This is a genomic window from Halomonas jincaotanensis, assembly GCF_018448785.1.
Taxonomy (GTDB): Bacteria; Pseudomonadota; Gammaproteobacteria; order Pseudomonadales; family Halomonadaceae; genus Halomonas; species Halomonas jincaotanensis.
On sequence record NZ_JAHCLU010000012.1, the window covers coordinates 89,682 to 114,381 of the forward strand.

Below are 24,700 nucleotides of genomic sequence, written 5' to 3' on the forward strand. Positions count from 1 at the left end.
TTTGAGGCGGCGTTGTCGTCTGTAAAGGGTAACAGGGTGAAACGCTAGTTGATCAGCCAGCTAAGCACGAGCACAGCCAGCAGCCACCAGATCAAAGCGGCAATCAGACCCCCACGGGTAATGGCACGCAGGCCTTTCCAGAGCAACCACAGACCGATGATCAACACACCCAGGCTGACCAGCGAAGGGGCGATGCCCAGTGATTCGGAGAGCCCGCTCAGGAAACCTCCGACGGAGTCGCCCAGATTGGCAAAGAGGTTGGTCAGTAGGTCGACCAGAAAACGGATGATGTCGCCTATGGTGCTGCCGAGCCAAGCAAAGAAATCTGTCATTAATAGGGTTCCAGCATCACTCGATCAGGTCCATGACGGTCCCGACGATGTCATCCATGGTCACCAGGCCGAGCAATCGGTTGTCGTCGAGCACCAGCACGCGCTTCACCACGCTGCTGGTCATCAGGCTGGCTACGTGTTTCACGTCGAGCGATTCGCCGACTCCGATTGCCGGTTTGGCGCACACATCGTAGACGTTGATCAGGTCGATGTCGCCGTTCTCGGCGACGATCGTCTTGAGAATGTTGGTATAGGTGATCAGGCCCCAGGCGTCGTGGGGGTCCTGTTGTTCGACGACTAGACATTTGAGGCGATGACGCTTCATGAGCCCGAGTGCATCGCGCAGGGTGGCGAAAGGCGACACCGTTACCGGGTCGCGCATCATGATGTCCTTGACCAGCATGGTGTCTCTCCGTCGGTTGGGTTCAGTGCTCATGCCTGAGTTGTTCCTCGAAGCGCCTGACCTGGGACATATCGATGCCGCCCAGGTGTTCCACGGGAAGCGTCATGACCAGGCCTTGTGAGTCGTCACCGGCGGGGTTGAGGACCTTGCGTATGGCCTTGAGTACTTTGAGGGACAGGCTTTTTTCTAGCGTTATCAACAGCACGCTCTGGCTGCCTTCAAACGTCAGGCCAAAGAAGGTCTTCTTGCGTTCGCCGCCGATGCCACGGCCTGACATCAGCGTCATGCCCACGGCCCCGGCGTTGGTGGCGGCATCGATGCACGCCTTCTCGAGCTCCTCCGGAGCGATGGCGACCAGTAGAGAAAATTTCATGTCGTCTTGCCTCTCGTTTTCATCACGCGCTCCATCAGAATGGCATAGCTCATTACGGTCACAATAGGAAAGATCGAGGCGAAGGCGATCAGACCAAAGCCATCGATCAGCACGTTACGACCATCAATCTGACTGGCTAAACCAATGCCCAGCGCCGTCACTAATGGCACCGTCACCTCGGAGGTGGTGACGCCCCCTAGGTCAAAGGCCAGGGCCACGATGTAGCGGGGTGCCAGCGCTGTCAGCACGATCACCAGCAGGTAGCCGCCGATAATATAATGGTGGATGGAGTCGCCGGTGATGATGCGATGCACGCCGATGGTGATGCCGATGGCGACACCCAGCGCGACCAGCAGCCGGATCACGTTGCCCTGGATCTTCCCGGCGGCGGCCTCCTCGGCCTGCTGGCCTACGGCGAGCAGCGCCGGCTCGGCCATGGTGGTGGCGAAACCGATACAGAAGGCGAACAGATAGACCCATAACCAGCTGTCCAGGGCGATCAGCTGCTCCGCCATGTTGCGACCGATCGGGAAGAGCCCCAGCTTGAGGCCTACTACGAAGGCGTAGAGCCCGATGATCACCAGCGCGAAGCCGGTCGCTACCCTGAGTGGGTTGGCCATTGGCCGCTGGAGAACGAGGTACTGGAAGAACAGGATCACCAGGATGATCGGCAGCACGTCGCGCAGCATGGAGAACAGCTCGAGTATCATCGCCATCACGCCACCGGGTGCCTCGACTTTCGCCTGGGTGTCGATCAGCGCGGCATTCCCTGCCGCGTTGCCCGGGTCGCCGAAGACCAGAATGCCGTAGAGCTGCACGCTGATCATGGGCACCATCACCGCCAATGCCACCAGGCCGAAGCCGTCGATCAATGGGTTTCGCCCCTGGATCGAGGAGGCCAAGCCGATGCCCAAGGCAGCGATCAGCGGAACGGTCACGATGTTGGTGGTCACACCGCCAGAGTCGTAGGCCAGCCCGACGATTTCCTCAGGGGCGAAGAAGGTGACGGCCACGACGGACATGTAGCCGATGATCATGTACCAGTGTAGCGGGTGGCCGAGAATCACTCGAAACACCCCCAGCGCCATGACCAAGCCGACCGAGGAGGCGACGATCAGCCTCAGAGTCAGCGCGTCGATGCGACCTCCGCTGATCTGCGAGGCTTGTTCGGCAACGGCGATCAAGGCCGGTTCCGCGACGACGGCCGAAAAACCTATCGCGAAGCCGAATAGCATCAGGATCGGCATCGAACCACGGCGAGCGAACTGGTTGGCTAGTCGTTTGCCGACCGGAAAGATGCTCAGTTCGAGTCCCCTAAGAAAGAGCGCCACGCCAAGAGCGACGATCAACAGGCCGACCGCCATGGCCAGGCCACCCTCCGGCCACTGGCGTAGTAGAAAGGTCTGGAAGGCCACCACCACCAGGATGATGGGCAACAGGTTGCGCAGTGCGTGGAGCAGCGCGTGGGCGAAGTCCCTGAGTTGTTCAGCCAAGACCGACCCCCTCTTTTCCCTGTTATCTACCAACCTCGCCGGCCATGCCGCTCGGGACGGGGAAATACGAGCCACAATCTATCATCAATGACCTGCCCGGCTGCAGAGTGAGCTTGATGTGAATCAAGGTTCGCTTTTTCCATCAGCCCAACTGGCGTGAAATGGATTCGACACCGGACTCCTCGGCGGCGCTGTCAGCCAGCGCCCGACCTGCCTCGTCGTAGACGTGGAAGACCGCATTGGCCCCGAGCGCCATTATCGGCTCGATCTCCTCGGGGTATTCGACGATTGCGGTGATGCGCCCTCTGAAGGCACGTGACTTCAGCTGCTTCAGGGCGAAGAGGTTGCCCGCATGGTGGGGCATAGCGAGTACGACCATCTGGACGCCATGGGACATCAGCAGCTTGTCCCAGAAATCCGAGTCGACGGCATCGCCCTCGAGAATGTTGAAGCCGCGCTTGCCGAGAGTCTCGACGGTATGGGTGTTGCTGTCGATGCCCAGCACGCGGAGACCGTATTCCTTCTGCAGGCGACGGTAGACGCTGCGGCCGATGCGACCCATGCCCAGCACCACGGCCTCGGCGTCGCCGACCTCGATGGGCCGGTCGCGGGGTGCCAGTTGCCGAGGGTCGTGCTGCGGTAGCCTGGATTCGATCCGGCGATAGATTCCTTCGCTGAAGCCATTGAGGATGGCTGAGGCAGCGAAGCTGATGGCCACGGCCAGCGACAGGACGACCAGCCACTGATCGTTCAGCCAGCCGCTGGCGACGGCGATGGTGCCCACGATGAGGCCGAACTCCGAGTAGTTGGACAGGCTGAGCGTAGCCAGCACTGAGGTCCGGTTGCGCATGGGAAAGCGCAAGAAGATGAACTGATAGAGCAGACTCTTCAGCGGTAGTACGACCACCAGCATCAGGGCCATGCCGAGGTGCGTCCAGTTCGGCATAGCGGTCAACCCGAGGTTCAGGAAGAAGCCCACCAGCAGCAGTTCCTTGAGGTTGAACATTGATCGGGCGAGGTTCTGCGCCGAGGAGTGTGGTGCCAGCAGCAGCCCAATAATCAGGGCTCCAAGGTCGCCCTTCACGCCGACCGACTCGAAGAGCGAGTAGCCCAGCACCAGGGCCAGCAGCATGCCGAACAGGATCTGCATCTCGCCGTGGCCGAGCCGGTCGAGCAGGGTGCGCAGGAGCGGCGCCAAAGGGATCAGCAGCACCAGGCCCAGGGCCCAGGGGCTTGGCAACTCACCGGTGGAGGCTGTCAGAAAGAAGACGGCAAAGATGTCCTGCATGATCAGTACGCCGATGGCCAGGCGCCCGTAGGCGGTCTGGCTTTCGCTGCGCTTGTCGAGAATCTTGACCACGAAGACGGTGCTGGAGAAGCTCAGCGCGAAGCCCAGCAGGGGGAGGGTTTGCCAGCCGGCGCCGTCCAGCAGGCCTAGCCCTAGTCCCAGCCACTTGAACAGCGACAGCAACGTCACCATCAGCAGCGTCGATGCCAACATGTGCAGGGAGGCACTCCCCCAGACATCCCGCCGCAGCAGGGTGCGCACGTCGAGCTTCTGGCCGATGGTGAAGAGCAGCAAAGTGACGCCGATGCCGGACAGGGTCTCGAGTAACGGTGTCTTGTCGTAGCCCAGGGCGTTGAGCGCGAAGCCGGCGACCAGGAAACCCACCAGGGGCGGTAGCCGCAGGGCCATGGCTGCGAAGCCACCGACGAAGGCTGCCAGAAGAAAGGCCGGGTTGATCATGCACAGTCCAGTTCAGCACGCTTCGGGAAGACAGACAGTGTAGGGAAGACGTAAAGTAAATGACATGCCCTTCCACCATTCGGTGGGGCGCGTAAATGTGCGCCAAGACCAGGAAATCTTCAGGGAGTTGACATGATTTCGCTCATTCTAAACGGCATGAAGGCCCAGTTGCCGGCGGTGAGGGAGGCCGTTAATGCGCGTCGCAAGGCAGGTGATGTTTTCGAGGTGTTCGTGACCTGGGAGCCGGGCGATGCGGCGCGTATGGCTGAGCAGGCAGGCAAGACGGGAGTGAAACGACTAATTGCCGGAGGCGGCGACGGCACGGTCAACGAGGTTGTTAAAGGCCTCATGCGATTGCCGCGGGGGCGCCGTCCCGAGTTGGGAATCCTGCCTCTGGGCAGTGCCAACGACTTGGCGACCTCGGTGGGGTTGCCACTGGATGCCGAGCCGGCCCTGGGGGCGGCCATGCAGCTGGACGCCTTTCCCGTGGATGTGCCGCGGCTCGGTGATCACTATTATCTGAACATGGCCAGCGGCGGCTTCGGTCCGGAAATCACCTCGTCCACTCCCAAGACACTCAAGCGCCTCCTCGGCGGAGGCGCCTATTCGTTGATCGGCGCCCTGCGTGCCTGGCAATACAAGCTCTATCCAGGCCAACTGGAGTGGGAGGGAGGAAAGCGCCGCGCCTCACTGTTTCTTCTCGCCATCGGTAATGGTATTCAGGCCGGGGGAGGACAACCGCTGACGCCGGAAGCCAAGCTTGATGATGGCCTGCTTGACGTCCTGGTCATTCGCGACTTCAAGGGCCTGTCACAAATGCGGCAGGTCATCGCCGAGCTTCAGTCTCGTCCCCGGCAGGGTGAGTTCGTCGATGTCTTTCGCACCCCCTGGCTGACGTTCGAGGGTGATGTCGAGCTACCCATCACCCTCGACGGTGAGCCCTGCCAGCGCCAGGAGTTTCGCGTCGAGCTAGACCCAGGGGCACTGTCTCTGGTGCTTCCCCCCGACTGCGCTCTGCTGTCCCGCGAGCGACCGGACACGTCCGCTCAGCTGGCCAGCCGACAATAGTCGCGGCATGATAGCGACTGACATTGGTCAAACAACGGAGGATCCTCCCATGCTGACGCCTTTCCATCTCGCCGTTCAGGTCCGTGACCTGGCGGAAGCGTGTGGCTTTTACGGAGACCTGCTGGGTTGCCCGCAGGGCCGCTCCAGCGATACCTGGGTCGATTTCAATCTCTTCGGTCATCAGTTCGTTTGCCATCTCAATCCGGCCCTGGGCGACAAGGGCATCGATGATCACCGTAACCCTGTTGACGGTCATGGCGTCCCGGTGCCCCACTTTGGCGTAGTGTTGGAAATGAGCGATTGGGAGGCGCTGGTAGACCGGCTGACCGCGTCAGGGGTGCGTTTCGAGATCGAGCCCTACATCCGGTTTCGCGGCGAACCCGGTGAACAAGCCACCATGTTCTTCCGTGACCCCAGTGGTAATGCGCTGGAGTTCAAGGCGTTTCGCGATATTGCCGGGCAACTGTTTGCCACATGACGGTTCACATCGCCTTGCGGGAGGGCTGTCGCTCTGCTGCAATATGGTCTTTTCGTCAGGAGCAAGAGGATGGCAATGAAACCCTGGATACCGCTGGTCATGGCCCTGAGTCTGGGTCTCGCTGGCTGTGGCAATGGTGAGGACGAGCCCGAGCCGTCCCAGACGCAGCCGAGCCAGCCTGAAGCGGAACAGGAGGCTCAGGAAACGCCTGAGGCATCGGACGCCGCGGCCTCTGAGGAGGGCGATGCTGCTACTTCCGAGGCGCCACCTGATGACGACACTGCACCGGATTCGGCGTCTGCGACGGACAGCAATGCCAATTCCGATGGACAGACGGCAGAGGACAACGAGGCCGCGGCAAGCGATGACGACGAGGCCGCGGCAAGCGATGACGACGAGATGGAGGCCGACGCCGAAACGACACTCGGGGAATCGCCGGGGACCAGCCTTGAGGGGGACGAGGCGTTACCCGGAGAAACCACTACCGATGACGTGGATGCCATCATCGAGGAGCAGGAGCGCCGCTTCGATGAGGCCAGCCAGCGTATCGACGAGCAGTTCGAGCAGGTGGAAAGTCAGCCCGCTGTACCTGACAGCCTCGACGAAGAGTCGCTTGACTCGGAAATGGAGTCGATCGACGATATCGGCTCAACGATCGATGAGGAGGCAGCACGAGCGGGCGAGCCCACCAGCAGTGATATCGATGCCATCATTGAAGAGCAGGAGCGGCGCTTCGAGGAAGCCAGTCGACGCCTGGAAGAACAGTTCGAGCAAGTCGGAGAAGATGAGATCCCCGAACTGGAACCTATGGAGATCGATGAGCCACTGGAAATCGACGAACCGATGGACAGCGACGAACCTGCTGCGTTCGACGAATCACCCTGAGCTTGCACTGCCGACACATCTTGGCCGCCTGTCGTAAAACCTGGCGTCATAAAGAAGGCCCACCATCTGGTGGGCCTTCCTGTTTCTCGCTACATGCTTATGGCCGCGAATATTGTCTGGTTTGCTTAAAGTAGCTTGTTAGCCGGACAGGGTCGGACCGCTGCAGCGCCGTTCCACCGGAGAGGGTAGCTCAGTTGGCGAGACGGATATTGGAGGCCTGAAGGCCCTTCTTGCCTTGGGTGACCTCGAAGGAGACCTTCTGGCCATCCTGCAGGCTCTTGAAACCTTCAGCCTGAATTTCGGAGAAGTGGGCAAACAGATCATCCCCGCCGTCATCGGGAGAAATGAAGCCGTAGCCTTTAGTGTCGTTGAACCACTTGACAGTGCCAGTTGCCATCGTCGATTTCCTTAACTTACGGTAATAATCATACAGGGCACCCGAGGTGGTTCGAGGGCCCCAAATGTACAGGTGTCACAAGAAAAAATACGTAAACGGCTTATCGACGGAGTCGAGGTGCCATCGACGAACTTTACTCTCAACCCTGCACAGCGGTAGGAGCGCAACACTTGCTCAAGGCCGTCAGGCCCTTCGCTTCGGTCGTTTTTACCTCCCGCAAAAGTTACTCTAGTTGCATAGCCGCCATGCGTCCAGCAACGGAATTGCGCATTTTTTTCATCTTCACGCGAGCCTTGTTATGTGGATGGATGACCAATTCTGGTCTTTTCTGGTGGCCATCACCTTGTTGACCGTTAGCCCTGGGGTCGACACCTTGCTGGTTATCCGCAACACCGCGCGAGGTGGCATGCGCGATGGCATACTCACCAGCCTGGCCATTAGTTGTGGGCTCTTCGTGCATGCCGGAGTGTCGGCACTGGGTATCTCGTTGATCCTCTTGCAATCGGCCTGGGCCTTCGGTCTTCTCAAGCTTGCCGGGGCCGCCTATCTAATCTGGCTGGGGGTGACGAGCCTGTTGGCAGCGCGTCGTGGCAAGAGATTGGTGCTGAACGAGAGCCCTAATGATTATCCGCGGGAGTCAGCCTGGCGACCGTTGCGCGAAGGATTTCTCTCCAATGTGCTCAACCCCAAGACGGTGGTCTTCTACATGGCCTTCCTGCCACAGTTCATTGCCCCAAGCGATCCCGCGCTCGCCAAGTCATTGTGGCTCGCCGGCGTGCATTTCATGATTGCCAATGCCTGGCAGGTGGCAATTGCCATGATGGTCGGTACTGCCGGCGGATGGCTGGGAAGCCCGCGGTTCGCTCGCTGGCTCAATGGCGTCACGGGAGCCGTGCTGGTCGCACTGGGCGTGAAACTGGCGTTGCAGCGACTCCCTGGCTAACGCCGGGAGCTGTCACAAGCGAACTGCTCACCCATCATTTTCGTGCCAGCAGCGAAACGTCGTAGCGCACGGTCTTCTCGGTATCACTCAGCATCGAGACCCCCTCGCTGTTACCGTCGTTGGCGAGACTTTCGAATATCGCCCGATAGGAAAGGACCGCCTGGACGTAGGCACGTGTCTCGCGGAAGGGAATACTCTCGACGAACAGGTCGAACTCCTGCGGAGCCTCTCGCAGCCAACGATCGACCCGGCCAGGGCCAGCATTGTAGGCGGCGGTGGCGGCGAGGCGGTTGCCCTGATAGCGGTCCAACATGTCGCGGATGTAGGTGCTGCCGAGCCGGATGTTGGTTTCGGGGTCAAGCACTCCGTACGGGCCGGGATCGGCGATGCCCAGTTGGCGGCTGAGTTGGGTGGCGGTGGCCGGCATCACTTGCATCAGGCCCCGTGCGCCGGCAGGGGAAAGGGCTGCAGGGTTGTAGGCACTCTCGCGACGCGCGATGCCCATCAGCAGGTAGGGATCGACACCGTTCTGCTGCCCCCAGTGAATAAAGTCGTCGCGATAGGCCTCGGGAAAGCGCCAATTCAGCGCGTCCCACATGCCGCCGGCGATGGTGGTCTGAACCAACTTGGCCAGCCAGCCGCGGCGCTGGGCATAATCCGCCATGGCCCTTGCCTCACGCGGACTGGCGTTGGCCACTGCGCGATACCATTCACTGCCGGCCAGGCCTGGTTCACCGATGCGCATCAGAGCCTCCGTGCGCCGAACCACTGGCCAGTTCGCCACCTCTCGTCGGTAATCGTCGTCGAAGCCGTTGCGCTCCAGGTTCAGGGCGTAGGGGCGCTCGAGGCGGTCGGCCGCGGCGAAGCCGTAGAAGCTGCGCTGATCGGCGGCGGCGGCATAGGCAGACTCTGCCGTGACAGGATCGCCGAGCCGTTCGAGGGCCCGACCCAGCCAGTACTGCCAACGGGCGTCCCGGCGAGGATCGTCGGGCATGCGATGGATCCAGTCGATCACGGCCTGCCAGTCGCGTTCGGCCAGGGCATCGCGAACCCGCAGCTCCAGCAGCTCGGGGTCTGCGAGCCGCGCCACGGTGTCGTCGGTCCAGCCCCGATGACGGTCGGTATCGCGCACCAACGCATAAAAAGCCAGATCGCGCTCAATGGTTTCTCGATGCCTAGCATCGATTGACAAGTGTGGCGCGATCTTGTGCCAGGCCTCCAGCGCGGCTTCGGTGTCGGCCCGGGTGAAGCCGTGCATGGCCGCGGCGAAGAGCGGGCCGCTGCCCCGGCAGTCGGGACCGATGCAGGTGGGGATGCGGGTCACGGCGCTATAATCCTTCTGCAGCCGCTCGAGAGCGGCACGTCCATCCTGCCAGCGGCTACCGAGCATGCGATCGAGATAGCGCATCAGGCCGGTTTCGCCGGCTCGCCAGGCCAGCATCTTGCGCGCCCAGACGTCTTCTTCGCCGATCTCGTCCCTGTCGCGCAGGGCCTGAAAGAGCGCATCGCAGGCTTCCGGCTGGGAGCGTCCCACTTGCCACAGCTTGCGACCACCTTCTGCGGCGACTTGTGGCTCCCGATCGAGTATGGCCGAATAGTAGTGGCATTGACGCTCAGTCCCTTCGGGAACACCGTCGGCGACGGCCAGCAGGTCGTCGTAGCGACCGGCTTCCCCATAGCGAGCGATCGCTTGGCCGCGCATCCAGTCACTGAGCGGTGAATCCGCATAACGCTCGAGGTAGGCTAGCACCTCCTGCGGGTCGGCATGGGGGAGGCGTTGAAGCAGTCCGTGATAGGCCACGTAGCCAATCAAGACATGGTCCTCGATGGCGACGTGATCGATCTCCTGCCATTGTTTCTGGCGGGCCGCGTCCAGCGCCTCGCGCATGGCGTCGTCGTTCGTCTGTGCCACTGCCGGTGACAGCGTGCCCAGCAAAATGACCGTTACCAGGGCGTGCCGGCAACGATGCCAGTCACGAGGCCATTCACGAGAGAAGAGGCGTGCAGGCATCTGGGATCCCTCATGAGATTAAGTAATCGATTATAGTGGTTATCCTCGCCGATGAGGGGGTAGATGAGTAGTGTCGCAAATAGGCGACAGTGACTGAAAGGCATGTCGGTGCGCCAGTAAAGCACCCGTGGTCGGTGGGGTTGTCGGAGTCAGCAAGGAGGAGACGAAATGGCCAAGAAAGGCGGTTTGACACTAGTCGGTCGATTGAGGCGCCGTTCTCGGATGCTGGGGCAGATGGCCGGGGCGCTCAAATGGTTTTTGCCCATGACCCGCGATGTGCTGAGTGGGCGTTACCGACCGGTGCCATGGCGTGCGTTCGGCTGGATGCTGGCGGCGCTGGCCTATCTAATATCGCCCCTCGACCTGATTCCCGACTTTATCATGCTGCTGGGCCTGGTCGACGATGTCTTCATTGTCGGCTGGCTGCTCACGCGCGTCGACATGGCGCTTTCGGACTACCGTCAGTGGCGTGGAGCGAAAGACGTTCCGGTCGAATAGCACGCTTGAAATCCGCTCGTCGAACCCCATATCCCCTTCAGTCTTGAGATCGCCGGTGCTCCTGCGCCGTCGTGATGTGCACTCGATGAGGGATTTCATACATGACTACCGCTACGCGTGAAGAGACGCTGGGCTTTCAGACCGAAGTCAAGCAGCTTCTCAACCTGATGATCAACTCGCTGTACTCCAACCGGGAGATATTCCTGCGCGAGTTGATCTCCAATGCCGCCGACGCCTGCGACAAGCTGCGCTATCAAGCGTTGGACAACGATGCGCTTTATGAAGGCGACAGCGAACTGCGCGTCGAAATCGAGCATGATGCCGAGGCCGGCACCGTCACTCTGCGCGACAACGGCATCGGCATGAATCGCGATGAGGTAATCGAGAATCTCGGCACCATCGCTCGTAGTGGCACCGCCGAGTTCCTCAAGCAACTCTCCGGCGAACAGCAAAAGGACGCGCGGCTGATCGGCCAGTTCGGCGTCGGCTTCTATTCCAGCTTCATCGTCGCCGATGAAGTCACGGTGCGTACCCGCAAGGCCGGCACCGACAAGTCCGAGGGTGTTGAGTGGCAGTCGAAGGGCGAAGGCGAATTCACCGTCGCCGACGTCGAGCGGGACCTGCACGGCACCGAGATCACTCTGCATCTCAAGGAGGACGCGAAGGAGTTTGCCGACGACTTCCGTCTGCAGAGCCTGGTGCGCAAGTACTCGGATCACATCGAGGTGCCGGTTCGCATGCCGAAGGTCGAGACGGCCAAGGATGAAGACGGCAATGCCATAGAAGGCAGCGAGACGACCACCTGGGAAACGGTGAACGAGGCCACAGCTCTCTGGGTGCGCCCCAAGAGCGAGATTTCCGACGAGGAATACAAGGCCTTCTACAAGCATGTGGCCCACGATTTCAGCGACCCGTTGGTCTGGAGCCACAACAAGGTCGAGGGCAAGCTCGAGTACGTAAGCTTGCTTTACGTGCCGGGTCGCGCGCCCTTCGACCTTTACGAGCGCGATGGCGCCCGCGGTGTGAAACTCTATGTGCAGCGCGTCTTCATCATGGACGATGCCGAGCAGTTCTTGCCGCTGTACCTGCGCTTCATCAAGGGCGTGCTGGATACACGTGAGCTGTCGCTCAATGTGTCGCGTGAGCTACTGCAGCAGGACCCCAAGGTCGAGAAGATCAAGAGTGCCTTGACCAAGCGGGCGCTGGATATGCTCAAGAAGCTTGCCAAGGACCCGGAAGGCTATCAGACCTTCTGGAACACCTTCGGCAGCGTGCTCAAGGAAGGGCCGGCAGAGGACTATGCCAACCGCGACAAGATCGCCTCGCTGCTGCGCTTCTCCTCCACCCACACCGACAGCACCACTCAGGATCAGTCCCTGGCTCAGTACGTTGAGCGCATGAAGGAAGGGCAGCAGAAGATCTATTACATCGTCGCCGATGGTTTCAACGCGACCAAGAATAGTCCTCATCTGGAAATCTTCCGCAAGAAGGGCATCGAGGTTCTGCTGATGCACGATCGCATCGATGAGTGGCTGATGAGCCATCTCACCGAGTTCGAGGGCAAGAGCTTCGTTGATGTGGCCAAGGGCGATCTCGACCTCGGCGACGTCGAGGACGAAGAGGAAAAACAGGCGCAGGAAGACACTGCCAAGGCCAAGGAGGGGTTGGTCAAACGCGTCAAGGAGGCCCTCGGGGACGAGGTGCAGGAAGTGAAAGTCACTCACCGCCTTACCGACTCGCCGGCCTGTGTGGTGCTGCCGGAACACGAAATGGGCTTTCAGATGCGGCGCATCATGGAGGCCGCGGGCCAGAAGATGCCGGAGGTCAAGCCGATTCTCGAGCTTAATCCCGAGCATGCACTGGTCGCGCGCCTCGAAAGCGTCGAGGGCGAGGGATTTGCGGATCTCGCCCGCATCCTGCTGGATCAGGCGATTCTGGCTGAAGGCGGCCATCTCGACGATCCCGCTGCCTACGTCAAGCGCCTCAATGCGCTATTGACCGCCTGAACCTACGCCTGCTAGGCAGACAACACTATGTCCTGATACCCCCGCTGATCGATCGGTCAGCGGGGGTGTTGCGTTGTGCGGCGCGGTATTATTCGGGTTTTCGGCGATCGCCTGCTAACATTCGCCATTATTACCAGCGAGACGCCTGTATCGACAGGGCGCTGCCGCAGCAAGCAAATCGCCGGGGGACTGGAGTCTACGTTGAAAGCTTGTCAGCTCGATGCGCGGTTCCTCGGCTTGTGCGAGGGTGTCAGCTACGGTAAGAGTGGCACACGGGAATCATTCAATAACGATCAAGGCCTGCTACAGGGGGATCGAACGTGAAGATCGGAGCACCCAAAGAGAGTGCTCGGGGGGAGGCGCGTGTCGCGCTGACCCCGGAGAGCGCAAAGCAGATTCAAAAGCTGGGACACGAGTCCCTGGTCGAGACCGGTGCCGGTATCGCGGCCGGTTTCGATGACGAGGCCTACCGCGAGGCCGGCGTCACGGTCGTCGACAATGCCGAGGCACTCTGGACCGAGGCGGACATCGTCATCAAGGTCCGTGAGCCTTCCGACGCGGAGGCCGAGCGCCTGCGTCAGGGCCAGACGCTGATTTCCTTCTTCTGGCCGGCCCAGAACGAGGCGTTGCTCGACAAGTGCAAGGCCCAGGGCGCCACCGTCATCGCCATGGACATGGTGCCGCGCATCTCGCGGGCGCAGAAGATGGACGCGTTGTCCTCGATGGCCAACATCGCGGGCTATCGCGCAGTGATCGAGGCGGGCAACAACTTCGGACGCTTCTTTACCGGCCAGGTGACGGCGGCCGGCAAGGTGCCGCCAGCCAAGGTGCTGATCGTCGGTGCCGGGGTGGCAGGGCTTTCCGCCATTGGCACCGCCGCGAGCCTGGGGGCCGTGGTGCGCGCCTTCGACGTGCGTCCTGAAGTGGCCGAGCAGATCGAATCGATGGGTGCCGAATTCCTGTTTCTCGATTTCGAGGACTCTCAGGACGGCTCGGAAAGCGGGGGTTATGCCGCGCCTTCCTCGCCGGAATTTCGTGAGAAGCAGCTCGAATGCTTCCGCGAGCAGGCGCCGGAGGTCGATATCGTCATCACCACCGCGCTGATCCCAGGTCGGCCAGCCCCCAAGCTGTGGCTCGAGGACATGGTCAAGGCCATGAAACCGGGCTCGGTGGTCATCGACCTGGCGGCCGAGAAGGGCGGCAACTGCGACCTGACCCAGCCCGACGAGAAGGTAGTCTCCGACAATGGCGTGACCATCGTCGGCTACACCGATTTCCCGTCGCGCATGGCCACCCAGTCCTCGCTGCTCTACGCCACCAACGTGCGTCACATGCTCACCGATCTCACGCCCGAGAAGGACGGGGTGGTGGTTCATGACATGGAAGACGACGTGATTCGCGGTGCTACGGTGACCCATCAGGGCGAGATCACCTTCCCGCCGCCGCCGCCCAAGGTCAAGGCAATCGCCGCCGCCAAGCCCAAGGAGAAGGTCAAGGAGCCGACGCCCGAAGAGAAGAAGGCCGCCGAGCTCGCCACCTTCAAGGCCCAGACCAAGCGCCAGGCGACCCTTCTGGGAGTGGGTGGCGTTGTGATGTTGCTGCTCGGCCAAGTGGCGCCGGCGTCTTTTATGCAGCATTTCATCGTCTTCGTGCTGGCCTGTTTCGTCGGTTTCCAGGTCATCTGGGGTGTGAGTCACTCGCTGCATACACCGCTGATGGCGGTCACCAATGCGATCTCGGGCATCATCATTCTCGGCGCGATCCTGCAGATCGGCTCCGGTAGCGTCGTGGTGGGGATACTCGCAGCGATCTCGGTGCTGATCGCGTCCATCAATATCGTGGGTGGCTTCCTGGTGACACGCCGGATGCTGGCCATGTTCCAGAAATCCTGAGCGGCGGAGAAACGATATGTTGGGTCAAGGATTCGTATCTGCCGCGGCAATCGCGGCGAGCGTACTGTTCATCCTCTCACTGGGGGGGCTGAGTAATCAGGAAAAGGCCAAGCGGGCCGTCTGGTACGGCATCGTGGGTATGGCGGTGGCGGTCTTCTTTACCGCCTTCGGGCCGGGCATCGGCGGCTACTGGTGGATGATCCCGATGATGATCATCGGCTCCGCGGTCGGCTGGTACGTGGCCAAGCGGGTGGCCATGACCGAGATGCCACAGCTGGTGGCGGCGCTACACAGCTTCGTCGGCCTGGCGGCGGTGTTCGTGGCCTGGAGCGCCGACCTCGAGCGTCGGCGCGTCATGGCAGCGCGGGCCGTCGATGCCTCGATGGAAGAGTTCTCGGCCTTTGCCGCCCTGGTCGCCACCAAGGCGCCGGATGAGTTGACATTCCTGCAGGGGGAAGTGGTATTCGCCATTTTCATCGGTGCGGTAACCTTTACCGGCTCGGTGATCGCCTTCGGTAAGCTCGCCGGCAAGGTCGATGGCAAGGCCAAGCAACTCCCGGGTGGGCATATGCTCAACGCGGGCGCCGCTGTGCTTTGCCTGCTGCTGGCCATTGCCTACATGGCAGGGGCGGGGTTCTGGACGCTGCTGTTACTGGCGGCACTCTCTTTCTTCATCGGCTATCACCTGATCATGGGCATCGGCGGCGCCGACATGCCGGTGGTGGTGTCGATGCTCAACAGCTATTCGGGCTGGGCGGCGGCGGCCGTCGGCTTCACGCTCTCCAATGACCTGTTGATCGTGACCGGTGCCCTGGTGGGGTCTTCGGGTGCGATCCTCTCCTACATCATGTGCAAGGCGATGAACCGCAACTTCATCAGTGTCATCCTGGGGGGTTTCGGTAGCGCGAGTTCCGGCGAATCGGCCGCCATGGAAGGCGAGCAGGTCGCTATCGACGCCGGTGGTGTGGCCAGCGCCCTCAATGATGCTGACAGCGTGATCATCGTGCCGGGCTACGGCATGGCGGTGGCGCAGGCACAGAATGCGGTCAGCGAACTGGTCCGCAAGTTGCGCAGTGCCGGCAAGAACGTTCGTTTTGGCATCCACCCGGTGGCCGGGCGCCTCCCGGGCCACATGAACGTGCTGCTGGCCGAGGCCAAGGTGCCCTATGACATCGTGCTGGAAATGGACGAAATCAACGATGACTTCCCCGACACCGACGTGGTGATCGTCATCGGCTCTAACGACATCGTCAATCCGGCTGCCGAGGAAGACCCCAACAGCCCCATCGCCGGCATGCCCGTCCTCAAGGTATGGGAGGCCAAGCAGGTCTTCGTGAGCAAGCGTGGCCAGGGAACCGGCTACTCCGGCATCGAGAACCCGCTGTTCTACAAGGAGAACACGCGGATGTTCTATGGGGACGCCAGAGCGAGCATCGATTCGCTGTTGCACCTGATCGACTGACGGAAGCCTTGCCTCTTGACGCCCCCTCGCTGGGGGCGTTTTTCGTTACACTACCTGTATCGTCTTCCTTTCAATCATCATCACTATATTCGGTGTGAACATGTCCGACGTTACCATGCGGGTGGCAGTGCTCGGCGGCGGCAGCTTCGGCACGGCACTTGCCAGCATCGCTGCCGACAACGGGGCTCGGGTATGCCAGTGGCTGCGCGATCCCGACCTGGCCGCGCAAATCAACCGCGAACATCGTAATGGCCGGTATCTGCCCGATTACGCCATCAATCCCGCCGTGACCGCTTCCACCGAGATGGCCGTGGTGCTGGAGGGGGCCGAGCTGGTGCTGGTTGCCATTCCTTCCCAGGCTTTTCGTGAGGTAGTACGCCAGGCACGACCCTGGCTCAACGCCGAGCAGATACTCGTCAGTACCACCAAGGGCATCCAGGAAGATGGCTTCAAGCTGATGAGCCAGATCCTCGAGGAGGAAACCGGCTTTGTGCATATCGGTGTCATTTCCGGTCCCAACCTGGCCTCCGAGGTGGCCCAGAAGCAGCTCACCGCCACGGTGATCGCCAGCGATGACCCCGAGACCCGCACTCGCGTCCAGACGGCACTGGGCTGTGACTACTTCCGTGTGTATGCCAGCAACGACCGCTTCGGGGTAGAACTTGGTGGTGCGCTCAAGAATCTCTACGCGATAGCCGCCGGCATGGCCGCCGCACTCGGCATGGGCGAAAATACCCGCAGCATGCTGATGACCCGTGCGCTGGCCGAGATGGGGCGATTCGCCGTCGCGCGTGGTGCCAACCCCATGACCTTCCTGGGACTGGCGGGGGTCGGCGACTTGATCGTGACCTGTTCCTCGAACCTGTCGCGCAATTATCGCGTTGGCTTTGCACTGGGCGAGGGCAAGACTCTGGATGAGGCCGTGGCGTCGCTCGGCCAGGTGGCCGAAGGTGTCAACACGGTACGCCTGGTACGCGAAAAGGCGCACGAGGACGGGGTTTACATGCCACTCGCCGAGGGGCTTTACCAGGTGCTTTTCAACGGCGTGCCGGCGCGCGAGATGGCGCGCCTGCTGATGCGTGGCGAGCAGAGCAGCGATGTGGAATTCGTGCTGCCACGGGAGGACGTCAAACAGGACCGCCGCGACGCGGGAGCGCGTAATGACTGAGCGACTATTGATCATGCGTCACGGTCAGGCAGCGCCGGGCCAGCCGGATACGGCGCGAGAGCTGACACGAGAGGGATGCCAAGAGGTTAGGCATATCGCGGCCTGGCTATCGGGACGGGACGATCTCGACCTGGCCCGGTTACGCCTGGTGGCCAGCCCCTACGCGCGGGCTCATCAGACTGCCGAACTGGTCGCTGAAGGGCTGGCTATCGCGCGACCGCAGCGCGATATCGAGACGCTCGAGATCATCACCCCCGATGATCCCCCTGACACCGTGCTGGATTGGTTGCTCGAGCAGGGTGACGAGCGCCCGGTGCTGATCGTCAGCCACATGCCGCTGGTCGGCGCGCTCACCGGCTTGTTGGTAGATGGGCGAGCCGACGGCGGCCCGACCTTCCCCACGGGGGCCATCGCTGAACTGACCACCGACATTCCTGCCGCCGGCTGTGCTCGCCTCGCTCGATTCACTGCCCCCGCTGATATTGCCGATTAAGGAGCCCTCCTGCCGGCCCGATATTTAGCGGGGGTGGCGGGCTCGAGGTGGTGATGGAAGCCGATAGCGCAAATTGACGGGCTATATCAGCCCGAGCAGCTTCAAGGCGAAAATGCCCGCGGTGACGGACAGACTTGCCATCAACGTGCTGATGGCGATGATATTGGCCGCCAGCTTGGCATTGCCGCCCATCGCCTTGACCATGACGAAGCTGGCCGCCGCCGTCGGGCTGGCAAAGAAGAGAAACAGCAGCCCCAGCTCACGCCCCGAAAATCCCACCAGCCAGGCACCGCCGGTCGCAAGAATGGGCAGGGTCACCATCTTCAGCAGGCTGGCGCCTACGGCAGGGCCGTAGGATTGACGCAGGGCATTCACCGAGAGCGTTGCGCCAATGCAGATAAGCGCCAATGGCAGGGTCAACGACGCGAAATATTCACCCGAGGTCATCAGCCAGCCAGGCAGGCCTATCTCCAGCATTGCGAAGGGCAGCGCCGTTAGTACGGCCAGTATCAAGGGATTGCGCGCGACATGCTTGACGATGCTGTGCCAGTTGGCCTCCTTGCCCGGCCGATACGCGGCGAGCACAATCACCGACAGGACGTTATAACTCAGAATCACCACTCCCAGCAGCAACCCACCGGCCGAGAGTCCATAGTCGCCGTACATGCTTGCCGCCAGCGCAAGCCCGACGATACCGCAGTTACCGCGAAACGCTCCCTGTACGTAGACGCCACGCTCGGCATGGCTCACCCGCCACAGGGCCCAGGCCCAACTGATCAGAAAGCTTGCCAGGGTCGCCAGCGCAAAATAGACCATCAGCCATGGATGGAAGGCCGTCTCGATGTCGGCCTTGATTAGGCTCAGGAAGATCAGAGTCGGCATGGTGGCCTTGAACACCAGCGCCGAGGCGGTGGCAACGAAGCCCTGGTCGATCCAGCCGACGCGTTTGAGCACCAGGCCGATAAACACCATGGCGAACACCGGGAGAGTGATCTCCAGTGTGCCGAGAAAGATCTCGAGAGGGCTCATTCGCTGGTGGGTCGCATCAAGAGGTAGGCGTTGGGCATGGGTGAGGCTCGTCTTCGTTTGGCGTCAGGATATCGCTATCGAGGTCCAGGAGCGACGACCTGCAATCCAGCATATGCATCCCGGCTCACGCATTCAACTTTAGTCGCGATCATCGCGAAGTTACTTGCGGGGCCATAGCCTTATCATTATCTTTCGAGTTGTATGATGTATGACAGCAAGTCGCGCTCGGTTGTTGTCCATCTCCGAGACAGGGCGATACAGCGTAATCCCTATGCTGTCGCTAAAGCAGGCCAAATTGACGCGCAAAAGAGGATGACCGGGTGAAATTTTCAGTAGACGAGGTGACACGCGCCCTGGGGGATGGATTGCTCTCCTTTCCCATCACCGACTTCGACGAACAGGGCAACTTCGATCCCGACAGCTACCGCCAGCGCCTGTCGTGGTTTATCAGCCATGACATTTCGGCCGTCTTTGTCGCCGGCGGGACGGGCGAGTTCTTCAACCTGACGCTCGAGGAATACCGTGAGATCGTCACCCTGGCGGTCGAAGTGGTGGACGGCAAGTTGCCGGTCATTGCCAGTGCCGGCTTGAGCGTCGGCAGCGGCAAGGCCTTCGCCAAGGCCGCCGAAGAGGCGGGCGCCGACGGGATCCTGCTGATGCCGCCCTACCTGACGGAGTGCCCTCAGGATGGCCTGGTCGAGTATGCCCGGCAGATCTGCGATGCCACCTCGATCAATGTCGTTTACTACAATCGTGGCAACGGCATTTTGACTGCCGCCTCAGTCCAGGCACTGGCCGACAGCTGCGCCAATCTCATCGCGCTCAAGGACGGCAAGGGTGACATCCAGGCGCTGAACAAGATCGTCAAGACGGTCGGGGATCGTCTGGTCTATATCGGGGGCGTCCCCACCGCCGAAATCTTCGCCGAGGCGTATCTCTCCATCGGCGTCAATACGTACTCATCGGCCGTGTTCAACTTCGTGCCGGACATGGCCGTGACGTTCTACAAGGAACTGCGCAAGGGCAACAGTGAAGCCGTCAAGCAGATCACCAACGACTTCTTCATTCCCTTCGTGGATCTCAGGGATCGGAAGGCCGGCTATGCGGTCAGCCTGATCAAGTCCGGGGCCGAGATCATCGGTCGCCCGGCGGGCAGTGTTCGTGCACCGCTGAGCATGCCGACTTCCGAGGAGCGCCAGCAGCTCGAAAAGCTGATTGGTATCGCCAAGCAACGTTAAAACGACAACGCGTTAATGAGGTGAAAGAATGACTGTATCCAAGAAGACCCTGGCAGGACTGAGCTCCGCCGTCGTCATGGCATCCATGACCTTCGGCGCCGGCGTCGCCATGGCTCAGGATGGCCCGCTGCGTGGCAACATCCGGGTCGTCATCGGCTCCACGTCGACCGGGGGTGACACCTACCAGAACTCCACCATCGTGGTGGACAAGCTAGCTGAGCAGCTCGATCTCAACATGAAGGTCGATGCCGTCGGCGCAAGTTCGGCGTTCCGCACCCTGGACCGGGACTCTCGCGGCAATACCCTGATGATCTTCCACGATCAGTCCTACCTGGGCTACCTGTATGGCGTGGAGGGCTACGACAATATCTTCGAGAAGTATACCGTCGGGCCGACCGTTGCCATTAATCCGGGCAATGCCTACCTGGTCCCCAAGAACTCTCCGTACGAGACGCTGAATGACATCATTGAGGCCGTGGGGAACGGGGAAGAGGTGCGCGTCGCCATCCAGCCGGGTGGTGTCTCCGAGATCGGCTTCAGTGCCCTGAAGAACGCCATCTCCATCGAGCACCCGGGGCAGGAAGACAACCTGGTCGCCGTGAACACTGGCTCCCAGTCGGACAAGAACCAGCAGCTCTTCGATGGCCAGGCGGACCTGATCAACGGCACCGTGCAGGCCAACGAGCAGTACACTCGCCTGCCGGAGGACGATCAGAAGGCCATGCGCTTTGTGTGGCTGACGGCGCGTCAGGATACCATCGAACAGGCACCGGAAGAGGGCCTGGGCCAGACCACCCGCGAACAGCTCCTGGAGTACGTGGAGCCCAACGTACACGTCACCATGGGAGACGACGAGACGTTCACCTTCGACAAGGAATTCTTCTTCCTTTACAACAAGGATATGGACCCGGCCATCGTGGACCAGATCGACGAGGCCCTCACCGAGATCTATGCCGAAGGCGAGATCCAGGAAGTCCAGAAGAACTCCTTCTTCATCCCCAACTTCAAGCCTTCCGATGAGGCTTCCGAGTATCTGCAAGAGAAGATGTCTCGCTACGAAGAGATCATCGAAAACATCCAGTAAGTGATCCGGCATCGGCGGCGTCATTGTCGCCGATGTTCCCTCCCTGCCGTATGGCGTGAATCGCTATAGAAACAATGCCGGGCAGGATGCCCTCCTGCTCATTCCCGGAGCCACTATGGAATCAGGTCTCTCAAGTCTGCTCAGCGTCTCGATAGATTTCGAGACATCCCACCTGTTCTTCCCGAGGATCATCCACTGGACTCTGGCGGGACTTTTCGCCGTCATCCTGGTCACCAGGGTGCTTCCCTTCTTGGCCGCGGTGACACGAGGAGAGCGCACTCTGCCCATCGTGGGAGAGCGCATGGATGGCCTGCGTTTTTTCGGCACCTTGGCCCTGATCGTAGCCTATTTCTACCTGATGACGGTGGTGGGCGACATCTTCCCCTACACGGGCTACGGCTTCCTGTTCGTCTCGATGGCATTCGTTTTCCTGATGTCGCTGATGTACATGCACGAATGGACGAAGAAGAGCGTGACCATCGTAGTGATCAATGCCGTCGTCGCCCCTAGTCTGGCCTGGTACGTGCTGGCCAAGCTGTTCACTATCACCCTGCCGTGACCGAAGCGAGCGCCACCATGGAATTCCTGTCACTTCTCGACATCACTTTCTTTCTTCTTGCCGGATTCGGGGCCCTAGTCGGCATCATTTTCGGCGCCATTCCCGGCATGACCGCCACCATGGCGGTGGCGGTCTGCCTGCCGCTGACCTATGCCCTGGGTCTGCACCACGGCCTGGCACTGCTGCTCGGCCTCTACGTGGGTGGAATCTCCGGTGGGATGGTGCCGGCGGTACTGCTGAATATTCCCGGTACGCCGTCCTCGATTACCACCACTTTCGATGGCTACCCTATGGCCCGCAAGGGAGAAGGGGAGAAGGCGCTGAAAGTGTGCGTCATCGCGTCGGTGGTCGGCGGGCTTGTCAGCGCCGCTGTGCTCTTCCTGTTCGCTCCCATGCTGGCCGACTTCTCGATCAAGTTCTCCTACGTGGAGAAGTTCCTGATCATCCTGCTGGCATTGAGTGTCATTGCCTCACTGTCGAGCAGCATGTTGATCGGCATCTTTAGCGGGGTCATCGGCATCTGGCTGAGCCTGATCGGCGACTACAGCATCTCCGATGGCGGTAACGGCAAGACCCGGTTGATGTTCGACTTCATGGAGCCCTATCTTTTCGAAGGGTTCTCGCTGCTACCGGTGCTGATCGGCATCTTCGGTATCTCCACCATCCTGCTCGAAGCCGAGAAAGGAGTGAAGAGCGACACGGCCAACGAGCGTATCAAGATCGGCAAGGGGAGCCACTTCTCGCTTTCGATCTTCAAGGGGCGCATGACCAACCTGATGCGTTCGTCCTTCATCGGTACCTTCGTTGGCATGCTGCCTGGGGTTGGCGGCAGTGCCGCTTCAGTGCTGGCCTATACCCAGGAGAAGAACCTGGCGCGGGACTCGAGTGAGATGGGCAAGGGGGCGCCTCAGGGTCTGATCGCCTCGGAGTCGGCCAACAATGCGCTGACCGGTGGCGCCCTGATTCCACTGCTCTCCCTCGGCATTCCCGGTGACTCCACCACTGCGGTGCTGATCGGTGCCTTTACCCTCCAGGGCATCCAGGTGGGGCCGCTGTTCATCCCGGAAAATCCCGAGACCTGGTACGTCATGATGACGGCGCTGGTATTCGCCAACATCGTGATGTTCTTTCTGATGTTCTATGCCATCAAGCACATTGCCAAGGTGGTGATGGTGCCCAAGCATATCCTCTACCCGATCATCGTGATGATGTGCGTGGTGGGAGCCTATGCCATCAATTACGGCATCATGTTCGACGTCTGGACCCTGTTGATCTTCGGCATCCTGGGCTATCTGGTCCAGAAGGTCGGCCTGGAGGTCGCCCCGCTGATCATCGGCTTCATCCTGGGAAGTCAGGCAGAGATCTACTTCGTCAAGAGCCTCGAGTCATTCGGAACTTTTTCCATCTTCTTCACCAAGAGCCCCATCGCGGTGGTGCTGTGGCTGCTGATCCTGGCCTCGGTGATCTTCTCGATTGTCATGGGGTTCAAATCTCGCGCCAGGGAGAAGATGGAGCTGACCCAGATCTCTGGCAGCACGCAAACTGATTCTGGAAAACGTCATGACACAAATAGCCGCTAATGCCCGGGTGATTCGGGTGCACCCGAACGATAATGTCGCCATCGTGGTCGAGCGCGGTGGCCTTACCGAAGGCACTGCCATCGAGGGCGGCGTCACCACTACGATGGCCATTCCCCAGGGCCATAAGGTAGCGCTGGTAGCGCTAGCCGAGGGCGATCGGATAATTCGCTACGGCGAGGTCATCGGCACGGCGGTGTCGGCCATCTGCCGTGGCGGTCACGTCAACGAGACCAACGTGCGCCTGCCCACCGCCCCGGCGCTCGGTGAATTGCCCCTGGCCACCCGCGAGCCACCCGCAGTAGAAGCACTTGAGGGGTATACCTTCGAGGGTTTTCGCAACCCGGATGGCAGTGTCGGCACCAAGAACGTGCTCGGTATCACGACCAGCGTGCAGTGCGTGGCCGGTACCGTCGATTACGTGGTGCAGCGGATCAAGCATGAGATGCTGCCGCGCTTCCCAAACGTCGACGACGTGGTAGGCCTCAATCATTCCTATGGCTGCGGCGTGGCGATCAATGCGCCGGCCGCCGTGGTACCGATCCGTACCCTCAGGAACATCGCCCTTAATCCCAACTTCGGTAACGAGGTGATGGTGATCGGGCTAGGTTGCGAGAAATTGCAGCCCTCCACCCTGATCGATGACAAGCCGGTCAAGATCTACGAGAACACCGAAGCGGCGAATCCGGACGCCAACGTGTTGAGCCTTCAGGATGAATCCTTCCACGGCTTCGGCGAAATGGTCGAGGGCATTCTGGCCATGGCCGAGCGTCACCTGGAGCGTCTCGATCGGCGCCGTCGCGAGACCTGTCCGGTGTCCGATCTGGCGGTCGGGATGCAATGCGGTGGCAGCGACGCCTTCTCCGGCGTGACCGCCAACCCTGCCGTGGGCTTCGCCACCGACTTGATCGTGCGAGCCGGGGGCAGCGTGATGTTCTCCGAGGTCACCGAGGTGCGTGATGCCATTCACCTGTTGACGCCGAGGGCGGTCGACCGCGAGGTGGGCCAGGCGCTGGTCGATCAGATGGCCTGGTACGACGACTACCTGGCCCAGGGCCAGGCGGACCGCAGCGCCAACCCCTCGCCCGGCAACAAGAAGGGCGGCCTCAGCAACGTGGTCGAGAAGGCGCTGGGCTCGGTGATCAAGTCGGGTAACTCACCCATCGTTGACGTCATCGGTCCCGGTGAGCGACTGCGTCGGCGAGGCCTGACTTTCGCCGCTACCCCGGCCAGCGACTTCATCTGCGGCACCCTGCAACTCGCCGCCGGCATGAACCTGCAGGTCTTCACCACCGGTCGCGGTACGCCCTACAACCTGTCCATGGCGCCGGTCATCAAGGTCTCCAGCAATTCGACGCTGGGACGGCGCTGGTTCGACCTGATCGATCTCGATGCGGGACGCATTGCCACCGGCGAAGCCAGTATCGAGGACGTCGGCTGGGAGCTCTTTCACCTGATCCTGGAGGTCGCCAGCGGCCGGCAGCGCGTCGCCGCCGAGCGTCTCGGTCTCTACAACGATCTGGTGCTGTTCAACCCGGCGCCGGTCACCTGATGCTCGACATCA

The 24,700-nt window shown here is 61.1% G+C and carries 23 protein-coding genes; 15 read left to right on the forward strand and 8 right to left on the reverse strand.

Features of this window, described 5'->3' with window-relative positions; all coding sequences use genetic code 11:
• Positions 1 to 44: 44 nt before the first annotated feature.
• The 5 genes from KG088_RS11935 to KG088_RS11960 form a co-directional block, all read right to left on the reverse strand.
• Positions 45 to 332: a hypothetical protein gene (locus tag KG088_RS11935; RefSeq protein WP_213825754.1), complete on the reverse strand. Its 288-nt coding sequence runs from the start codon at positions 330 to 332 to the stop codon at positions 45 to 47.
• 16 nt (positions 333 to 348) lie between these two features.
• On the reverse strand, positions 349 to 768 hold the full coding sequence (locus tag KG088_RS11940; protein ID WP_250148226.1) for a CBS domain-containing protein: 420 nt from the start codon (positions 766 to 768) through the stop codon (positions 349 to 351).
• Positions 758 to 1,108 (reverse strand): P-II family nitrogen regulator, encoded by a 351-nt coding sequence (locus tag KG088_RS11945; RefSeq protein ID WP_213825755.1) that lies wholly within the window; start codon positions 1,106 to 1,108, stop codon positions 758 to 760. The genes KG088_RS11940 and KG088_RS11945 overlap by 11 nt, the downstream gene beginning before the upstream one ends.
• Complete coding sequence (locus KG088_RS19960; RefSeq protein ID WP_319941427.1) at positions 1,105 to 2,601, reverse strand: DUF1538 domain-containing protein; 1,497 nt, start codon at positions 2,599 to 2,601, stop codon at positions 1,105 to 1,107. The genes KG088_RS11945 and KG088_RS19960 overlap by 4 nt, the downstream gene beginning before the upstream one ends.
• Positions 2,602 to 2,743: 142 nt before the next feature.
• On the reverse strand, positions 2,744 to 4,348 hold the full coding sequence (locus tag KG088_RS11960; RefSeq protein WP_213825756.1) for a cation:proton antiporter family protein: 1,605 nt from the start codon (positions 4,346 to 4,348) through the stop codon (positions 2,744 to 2,746).
• A gap of 132 nt (positions 4,349 to 4,480) precedes the next feature.
• Here KG088_RS11960 and yegS point away from each other — a divergent pair, with 132 nt between their 5' ends.
• The 3 genes from yegS (at position 4,481) to KG088_RS11975 (ending at position 6,779) form a co-directional block, all read left to right on the forward strand.
• Positions 4,481 to 5,416, forward strand: a complete 936-nt coding sequence (yegS, locus tag KG088_RS11965; RefSeq protein WP_213825757.1) for a lipid kinase YegS — start codon at positions 4,481 to 4,483, stop codon at positions 5,414 to 5,416.
• A 49-nt stretch (positions 5,417 to 5,465) separates the two neighbouring features.
• A complete protein-coding gene (locus KG088_RS11970; RefSeq protein WP_213825758.1) occupies positions 5,466 to 5,894 on the forward strand; it encodes a VOC family protein in 429 nt (142 codons plus the stop codon).
• A 69-nt stretch (positions 5,895 to 5,963) separates the two neighbouring features.
• Entirely contained in the window at positions 5,964 to 6,779 is an 816-nt protein-coding gene (locus tag KG088_RS11975) for a midas domain-containing protein (RefSeq protein ID WP_213825759.1), read from the forward strand.
• A gap of 190 nt (positions 6,780 to 6,969) precedes the next feature.
• Here the strand turns inward: KG088_RS11975 and KG088_RS11980 are convergent, their stop codons facing one another.
• Positions 6,970 to 7,176: a cold-shock protein gene (locus tag KG088_RS11980; RefSeq protein WP_089794949.1), complete on the reverse strand. Its 207-nt coding sequence runs from the start codon at positions 7,174 to 7,176 to the stop codon at positions 6,970 to 6,972.
• A 298-nt stretch (positions 7,177 to 7,474) separates the two neighbouring features.
• On the opposite strand from KG088_RS11980, the gene KG088_RS11985 reads away from it, so the two are divergent.
• A complete protein-coding gene (locus tag KG088_RS11985; protein WP_213825760.1) occupies positions 7,475 to 8,119 on the forward strand; it encodes a LysE family translocator in 645 nt (214 codons plus the stop codon).
• Positions 8,120 to 8,153: 34 nt separating this feature from the next.
• Here the strand turns inward: KG088_RS11985 and KG088_RS11990 are convergent, their stop codons facing one another.
• Positions 8,154 to 10,130: a transglycosylase SLT domain-containing protein gene (locus KG088_RS11990; protein ID WP_213825761.1), complete on the reverse strand. Its 1,977-nt coding sequence runs from the start codon at positions 10,128 to 10,130 to the stop codon at positions 8,154 to 8,156.
• 168 nt (positions 10,131 to 10,298) lie between these two features.
• Between KG088_RS11990 and KG088_RS11995 the strand changes: the two genes are divergently transcribed.
• The 6 genes from KG088_RS11995 (at position 10,299) to sixA (ending at position 17,649) form a co-directional block, all read left to right on the forward strand.
• Positions 10,299 to 10,628: a YkvA family protein gene (locus KG088_RS11995; RefSeq protein ID WP_213825762.1), complete on the forward strand. Its 330-nt coding sequence runs from the start codon at positions 10,299 to 10,301 to the stop codon at positions 10,626 to 10,628.
• Positions 10,629 to 10,729: 101 nt separating this feature from the next.
• Positions 10,730 to 12,634 carry a molecular chaperone HtpG gene (gene htpG / locus KG088_RS12000; RefSeq protein WP_213825763.1) on the forward strand — a complete coding sequence of 635 codons (1,905 nt, stop codon included), beginning with the start codon at positions 10,730 to 10,732 and terminating at the stop codon, positions 12,632 to 12,634.
• 320 nt (positions 12,635 to 12,954) lie between these two features.
• Complete coding sequence (locus tag KG088_RS12005) at positions 12,955 to 14,526, forward strand: Re/Si-specific NAD(P)(+) transhydrogenase subunit alpha (RefSeq protein ID WP_213825764.1); 1,572 nt, start codon at positions 12,955 to 12,957, stop codon at positions 14,524 to 14,526.
• A gap of 16 nt (positions 14,527 to 14,542) precedes the next feature.
• The gene (locus KG088_RS12010; RefSeq protein ID WP_213825765.1) at positions 14,543 to 15,988 is read left to right on the forward strand and encodes an NAD(P)(+) transhydrogenase (Re/Si-specific) subunit beta; all 1,446 of its coding nucleotides are present in this window, start codon (positions 14,543 to 14,545) and stop codon (positions 15,986 to 15,988) included.
• Between the two features lie 100 nt (positions 15,989 to 16,088).
• A complete protein-coding gene (locus tag KG088_RS12015; protein ID WP_213825766.1) occupies positions 16,089 to 17,156 on the forward strand; it encodes an NAD(P)H-dependent glycerol-3-phosphate dehydrogenase in 1,068 nt (355 codons plus the stop codon).
• Entirely contained in the window at positions 17,149 to 17,649 is a 501-nt protein-coding gene (gene sixA / locus KG088_RS12020) for a phosphohistidine phosphatase SixA (RefSeq protein ID WP_213825767.1), read from the forward strand. Before KG088_RS12015 ends, sixA begins: the two co-directional genes overlap by 8 nt.
• A gap of 81 nt (positions 17,650 to 17,730) precedes the next feature.
• Here the strand turns inward: sixA and KG088_RS12025 are convergent, their stop codons facing one another.
• On the reverse strand, positions 17,731 to 18,678 hold the full coding sequence (locus KG088_RS12025) for an AEC family transporter (protein ID WP_213825768.1): 948 nt from the start codon (positions 18,676 to 18,678) through the stop codon (positions 17,731 to 17,733).
• A gap of 320 nt (positions 18,679 to 18,998) precedes the next feature.
• Between KG088_RS12025 and kdgD the strand changes: the two genes are divergently transcribed.
• The 5 genes from kdgD (at position 18,999) to garD (ending at position 24,688) form a co-directional block, all read left to right on the forward strand.
• The gene (gene kdgD, locus KG088_RS12030) at positions 18,999 to 19,916 is read left to right on the forward strand and encodes a 5-dehydro-4-deoxyglucarate dehydratase (protein WP_213825769.1); all 918 of its coding nucleotides are present in this window, start codon (positions 18,999 to 19,001) and stop codon (positions 19,914 to 19,916) included.
• Between the two features lie 28 nt (positions 19,917 to 19,944).
• Complete coding sequence (locus KG088_RS12035; protein ID WP_213825770.1) at positions 19,945 to 21,000, forward strand: ABC transporter substrate-binding protein; 1,056 nt, start codon at positions 19,945 to 19,947, stop codon at positions 20,998 to 21,000.
• Between the two features lie 115 nt (positions 21,001 to 21,115).
• Complete coding sequence (locus tag KG088_RS12040) at positions 21,116 to 21,559, forward strand: tripartite tricarboxylate transporter TctB family protein (RefSeq protein ID WP_213825771.1); 444 nt, start codon at positions 21,116 to 21,118, stop codon at positions 21,557 to 21,559.
• Positions 21,560 to 21,576: 17 nt separating this feature from the next.
• Entirely contained in the window at positions 21,577 to 23,139 is a 1,563-nt protein-coding gene (locus tag KG088_RS12045; RefSeq protein WP_250148227.1) for a tripartite tricarboxylate transporter permease, read from the forward strand.
• A complete protein-coding gene (gene garD / locus KG088_RS12050) occupies positions 23,120 to 24,688 on the forward strand; it encodes a galactarate dehydratase (protein WP_213825773.1) in 1,569 nt (522 codons plus the stop codon). Before KG088_RS12045 ends, garD begins: the two co-directional genes overlap by 20 nt.
• Positions 24,689 to 24,700: the final 12 nt, after the last annotated feature.